The following is a 5679-nucleotide window of genomic DNA, read 5'->3' on the forward strand; positions in this document are numbered from 1 at the left end:
CACCGTTGTCTCAGCAGACTGCGGCGTTGATCGGCCGCCATCGGCCCGAGCCGAACCGAGGGTGAAACCCGTTCCGGTTTAGTCTCTTAGCGCCTTTGTCCGCCTCTCGTAAACGGTTTGTCGCGGGAAGCAGACCAGACCCTCTAATCCCGCGCCCTCGGCGCCCCGTCCCAGCAGTGAAGCGATGAAACAAAACTTCTCATCCCGCGATCCAGCAGAACCAGCGCGTTCGCCCGCCGGACCAGACGATGCTCAGCCAGCCCGTCCCGAGCCAACTCGGTCAGGTCCTGCCGTTCCTCCGCTGTCAGAAAGCCGCCGCGAATCATGGTGCCGAGAAGAATCCTTCCGCGCCCGTCTGTACAGGCTGGCCGAGTAAGTTGGCGCTTATTAGATCAGACCAGCGAACGCCTCCAATCTCAGCATCAGAAGTTGAAGTAAATGAATTCACTGACCGCCGATAGCCGTGTCAGCGTGAACAGGAAGCAGGCGGCTGCGACACCGGCCCAGATCGGCGTGAAGCGCCAGCGCGGCACCACGGCCATCCGCACCCTGCCCTCCCCCATGATCCACTCCTGCGTGTTGGGAGCTATCAGGGCGACCGCCAGCAAAGCCGCGATCAGGATCTGGTCCCGGTATTCGTAAAGGTCCGTCAAGTCCAGTGGTGCCGCCAGCCAACCGTTGACACCGGCCATGGCGCGCAGCATCCCCGTCGCCTCCCCGACAGATTCAGCGCGAAAGAAGACCCAGGCGACCGTCACGCACAGGAAGGTGATGCCGCGCGCCACCCAGACGCCGGCTGCGGTTTCACCATCGCTCCATCCCACGGCGTTGCGGAACGCCTGCCAGCCGTGATTGACGATCAGGAAGACGCCATGCAGTGCTCCCCAGATCACGAAGGTCCAGGCGGCACCGTGCTACAACCCGCCGATCAGCATCGTCAGGAACAGGTTGACGTAGCGCCGCCCGCCGCCCTTCCGGTTGCCGCCGAGCGGAACGTAGACATCTGCAGCATCTTCTGATCGCGGCCGCCATGGACTTGGTGCGCATCTATTATTGGCTAATCGGCGAGCCGCGCGCCCAAACTCGGCGGTCTCCATTCACTGCCCTGATGAAGCCCCAACCGGCATAGGTGAATTCGCCAGCAGTATCATAGGTGCCAAGATAGAGGCCCAGCTTGCTGCCGAAGACGCGCTGGTTATCCCCGCCGCCTCCACCATCGATGCGACAGCCACAACGTCCACGACTACCAAGCCCAAGACCCGCCGCTTCTGACCCTCACGCCCAGCTGCTCCACCGAGTCCGTAGGAAGCCGCTACAGACCTCCCACGCTCAGCAGCTCCAATCCCCGACATACAACTTCAGAGCGGCTCCAGAACCTTCTCAGGACTCCTATGAGCTTCTCTGAACTAACCCGCCCGTCACGCCGCAGCGATCACTACTTATCGTAACCAGCTTTGCGTCCCTCGCTGCCTTTCGCCTTGTTATCCTGCGACTCGCGTTCCTGCTGAATGCGGTTACGCTCGTGGGTTCCGGTGCCGGTGGATTTTTCATTGCCGTGCGTCGGACTGCCTAGAGGATCGACCTCTTCGGTATGGTTTCCTTTGGCCATGCTGGATCTCCGTGGTTTGTGTACAGCGCCCCGTCTACCCTTTTCAGGTGATCGAACCGTCTCCGCCCCCAACAGGTCCAAGGCCATCCCGTCACGACCGTCCTTACAAGTTCTCAATCAAAAGTACTTTCGGCCCAGCCGCCCCACTCGCCAAACCTGCTCACGCGTGAGCAACGTTTGCCCCACCCACAGCAGCCCCCGACTGGCTCTGTGGTCCTCTTGGATCATCACGTCTAGCGGCACTCCTCACCCAGCTGCCTTAAACCCTTTTTCAACTCTCGTCTGTAGGCTCGCAGGGAAGACCAACCCATTCTGACAAGAGGCCCACCATGGCGAAGAACGAGAAGACTTCCGCAAAGGCGGCAACTGCTTCCAGCAAGACCCTCGTGGATAAGGGAGCCTCTAAAGACGCTAAGACCGCTGCAGGGTCTGCACTGACACAGGCTCCTGATCGTAAGAGCGGCAAGAAGGGCAGCAAGTAGCTTCCAAGCGCTGGCGGATGGCCTAGCCTCTGGTCAAGTCATCCGCTAGAGCCTCTTCGGCTCAGCATAACTGTCCGAACTTTGACCACACTGCCTGTCTACCGTTTGAACGCCGACAGAGCACTGCATCAAGAGCACTGAGGTTTTCCATGATCACTGCCTTCAGCCGTCGGCGCGTCCGCAAGGAACTGAAAGGTGCATTTGCTCCCATCCCATTCGTCAGGGGCGCAATGGCCAGAGCCGTACTAAACGAGATGGAGGTGGAGGCGCACGACTCGGTCATGTTGTTCTTGGAAGATCTCTCGAAGCTCAGCGGCAGCCGCGAACCCCTCGAGGACGCACTTTTAGGATCTCTGATTTCCCGCTTCTTCAAGGTGAAACGTTCGCCTGAAGCGATGGAGCTTCACGGGTTCATTTACAGCGTCGAACTAACCGTCTGGCTATCTGTCGATGCCAAGTCTCAGGAATGGCATTTTGATCGACTGACCGTGCAGACCCCAGCAGATCTGCGGTGGGCAACAACCATCCCGGTAAAGGAATTGGCTTCATCGGTGACGAAGCCAAGCCGCCGGTTAGCTCTTACGAACGCTTGGGCAGCTCTCCTGCATAACGAGATGCTCAACCTCAAGTTAATGCTAACCAAGGTCAATGAGATGCACGCAAGGGAAGGCAAAAAACCTTTGTATGATCACGAGGTAAGCTTGAACACCAGCGTCCGTGATGGTCTGATCAAACTTGGAGTGAGCATCCGAACTACTCCAAAAGCAGAGAACCGTTTGGGAAATCTTGGCTTTTCGACTGAGCTGAGGGCAATCCCCCTCCGCTAGAGCAAGATCTAATCTTTAGACCGCTTCATCACGCCAAGCCCAGAATCCGGCACCACTCGACCGGATTTTACGGTTAACGAATCATTAAGAGTCGAGCTGTAGACCACGAGTACTTGTCGCGCTGGCAAGTGCTCGCAAACCTGTTTGACACTTCCAAAACCCCGCACGCCCGTCGTGCGGGGTTTTTCTGTGGCTATCCTCAGACCATCACGCCCAGCCCGCCGCCATCATCGTGATGCAAAAAAAGCCCGCCAAGCGCGGTGCTGGCGGGCCGATGCTGCTGCAAATCCTGGGAGGGTCTGCAATTCCGTGACCTGGCTGCATTGCAGCATTAAAGTCTACGTCTCATCGGGACATACCCCGCAGCGCAGCATTTCTATGTATGCAGAACATTATTACGTCGATACAACTTTCCAGTACCCCACCGCAACGCCCCGCTGATTGTCTTCGCTCCGCTCGACTCTCAGCGGACCTGCCGGTCTTCAGGTCTCCGTGACCCGATCTCCCGATCTCCGTGACCCATGGCCACCGATCTCCAGATCTCCCCGATCTCCCTGACCCATCCCCACCGATCTCAGCCTCCCCCGCATCATGCGGCACACACTCGCCCGCCATGACAGCATGGCGCTTATGACGTCCTTACTGGCCTGATTGGTCTGACAACCTAACCAGTGACGTCCTAACGGTGTGACGTGATGACCCGTGACGGTGTGACTGGTCTAATAGCCTGACGTCCTGACCGGTGTGACCCTTAAAGCCTGTGACGCCCAGTGACCCGTGATACCTGTGACGTGATAATGGGGATGATGGCACGTTGGGATGAGTGGATGCGCCTACGGCGCGCTGGACGTCTGGTGTGTTGCCTCGAACTGGTGACCGGTAGGGTCCAGATGACCAGCGATCATCTGGGTTAGGAGCAACAGTCCGCCATCCCCATAGCACCTTAAGATTGTATAAAGCACAGGGTCGCACACCTTCGCTCCGGCATGCTACCTCAAGTCGTTGGTAGTCCTCAAAGAAAGCCGTACTGTGCTCGTGCAGTTGCTGCGGGCTGCTTGTTTTCTCGAATGGAGGTACGTTGATGGCTGAACCGGAAACCAGCAGCAGAATCGTTCATGGATACGCCACCATGCCGAAACCCCAGATCCAAGCGACTGCAGACATCAAGTATCATCTTGCTAGTCATTTCATGGGTGCGGCAGTCACGTTGGCACGCCATGCAAACAAAATCGAGTTAGAGCAACCCAACGATGAACTGGACAACTTTTTCAACGAGATCCTCGGTTCCGTGACTGGCTGCATTGTCATGTCAATGACAGCAATGGAAGCCAACCTCACGGAGGCGCTGAGGATGTATGCAGAAGGAACATTGGTTCACGTGACGGTCGGACGAATGAGTGAGGAACAAGCGTCGAAAGCTGAAAAGCTCGTCCATCGCACCGACATATCAGAAAAATACAAAGACGCAGCGAAGCTGTTTTCGTCGACGCGTAGTTTGGATAAGGGCGTCACGCCCTGGTCAGATTTTCAGCTCCTCAAAGAAGTCAGAGACAGCCTAGTCCATTTCAAGCCTGAATGGGCGACAAATTCTAATAGGCAGGCGAAGATTAGATCGGGTGCAGAACCACGGTCTCATGCAGCTTTGTCCAAACGACTTGAGGGGAAGTTCGAGCCGTCCAGATTCGTCAAAGGCGGCTTGTTGTTTCCCATCCGCATGAACTCCTACGATTGTGCTAGGTGGGCGGTGAATACCTGTGTCGCCTGTGCAGCCTCTTTCCAGGATGATTTCGGCATTCAGAACAACATCGCTCATCAGCGCACCGAATCCGTTTTGCCCTAACTCTGTTCGCCCGATGTTCAAGCGCCCCCTCTCCTCAACGACATTCGATCCTACCATCGACGTAGGTCACCCTTGTCCCGCCTTTACAGTTCAGCAATCCCGCCGCTGGAGGTGCCGAGAGGCGCTCTCGCGGCTGCTCCGTCGGCACAGCCACCGGCTGGGCAATAGCACTCGCGCCTGCCTGCAATTTCGACAGGACATCAGCAAAGGTCATCGGTTGCTGGCTCTTCGTGCTACTGACCGGTTCACTCGGCATCCCTAACTCATTGGCCCTAACCTGCGCCCCAGGCAGCGCAGCGCAGTGATACGAGCCGTTCGTCTGCGCCAAGGTGGTCCCCGAAGGGCAGTCGGAAAGCTGCTCGACACTCTGCTCCACCGAAGGCACACTTCTGACAACAGGCGGGCTGGGCGACACGGTCGGTACGCTCAACGCTGGCGGCTTTTGGACGGCAGCGTCTCGGACGCGAGTACCTCCATGTCGCGCCCGGTATGCCGCAACAGCAGCATCAGAGACATCGTCGGGATAGCACAATGGTGCCGCGCCTCCAGCTCGACTCCATGCACTTCGTTTGCCGCATCGGCTCCCGTTGCTGGCTCGATACTCGGGACAAGGACAGTTGCCACTGTACCGCGATATCGACTCCTCAATCAGGATGCTGCGGATGTTATCGTCAGTCTGCGCCTGGGCTATGCCCGAAGCGCCAATCGCGAGAACGAAGAACGAGACAATGATGGCGAGATATGTGCGCATAAGTTGAACAGAAGCACAGCCTGCGGATGCTGGCAACTCGAACGATCAGGATCTGCCGCTAGGTATAACCCTGAAGAGAAAAAACCAGTATCGCTGAGGTTCTGTCAGGTTTCGTGCCAGCTTGCCGTCAGGCGGGGGATTGGGGTAGACGAGCCCTTCTGATGAAGGGA

Annotated in this window: 4 protein-coding genes; 2 read left to right on the plus strand and 2 right to left on the minus strand. The window is 57.5% G+C overall.

The genetic code is table 11. The annotated features are described in order from the left end of the window. Positions 1-422 precede the first annotated feature (422 nt). Both AC5JJ6_RS38765 and AC5JJ6_RS38770 read right to left on the minus strand, forming a co-directional pair. A complete protein-coding gene (locus tag AC5JJ6_RS38765; protein WP_496047152.1) occupies positions 423-893 on the minus strand; it encodes a hypothetical protein in 471 nt (156 codons plus the stop codon). Between the two features lie 542 nt (positions 894-1435). Beyond that, a complete protein-coding gene (locus tag AC5JJ6_RS38770; protein ID WP_496047153.1) occupies positions 1436-1609 on the minus strand; it encodes a hypothetical protein in 174 nt (57 codons plus the stop codon). A gap of 631 nt (positions 1610-2240) precedes the next feature. Between AC5JJ6_RS38770 and AC5JJ6_RS38775 the strand changes: the two genes are divergently transcribed. Together AC5JJ6_RS38775 and AC5JJ6_RS38780 are read left to right on the plus strand one after the other, a co-directional pair. Beyond that, the gene (locus tag AC5JJ6_RS38775; RefSeq protein ID WP_496047154.1) at positions 2241-2918 is read left to right on the plus strand and encodes a hypothetical protein; all 678 of its coding nucleotides are present in this window, start codon (positions 2241-2243) and stop codon (positions 2916-2918) included. 1081 nt (positions 2919-3999) lie between these two features. Next, entirely contained in the window at positions 4000-4758 is a 759-nt protein-coding gene (locus AC5JJ6_RS38780) for a hypothetical protein (protein ID WP_496047155.1), read from the plus strand. Positions 4759-5679: the final 921 nt, after the last annotated feature.

The sequence above is a fragment of the Skermanella sp. genome (genome assembly GCF_059503625.1).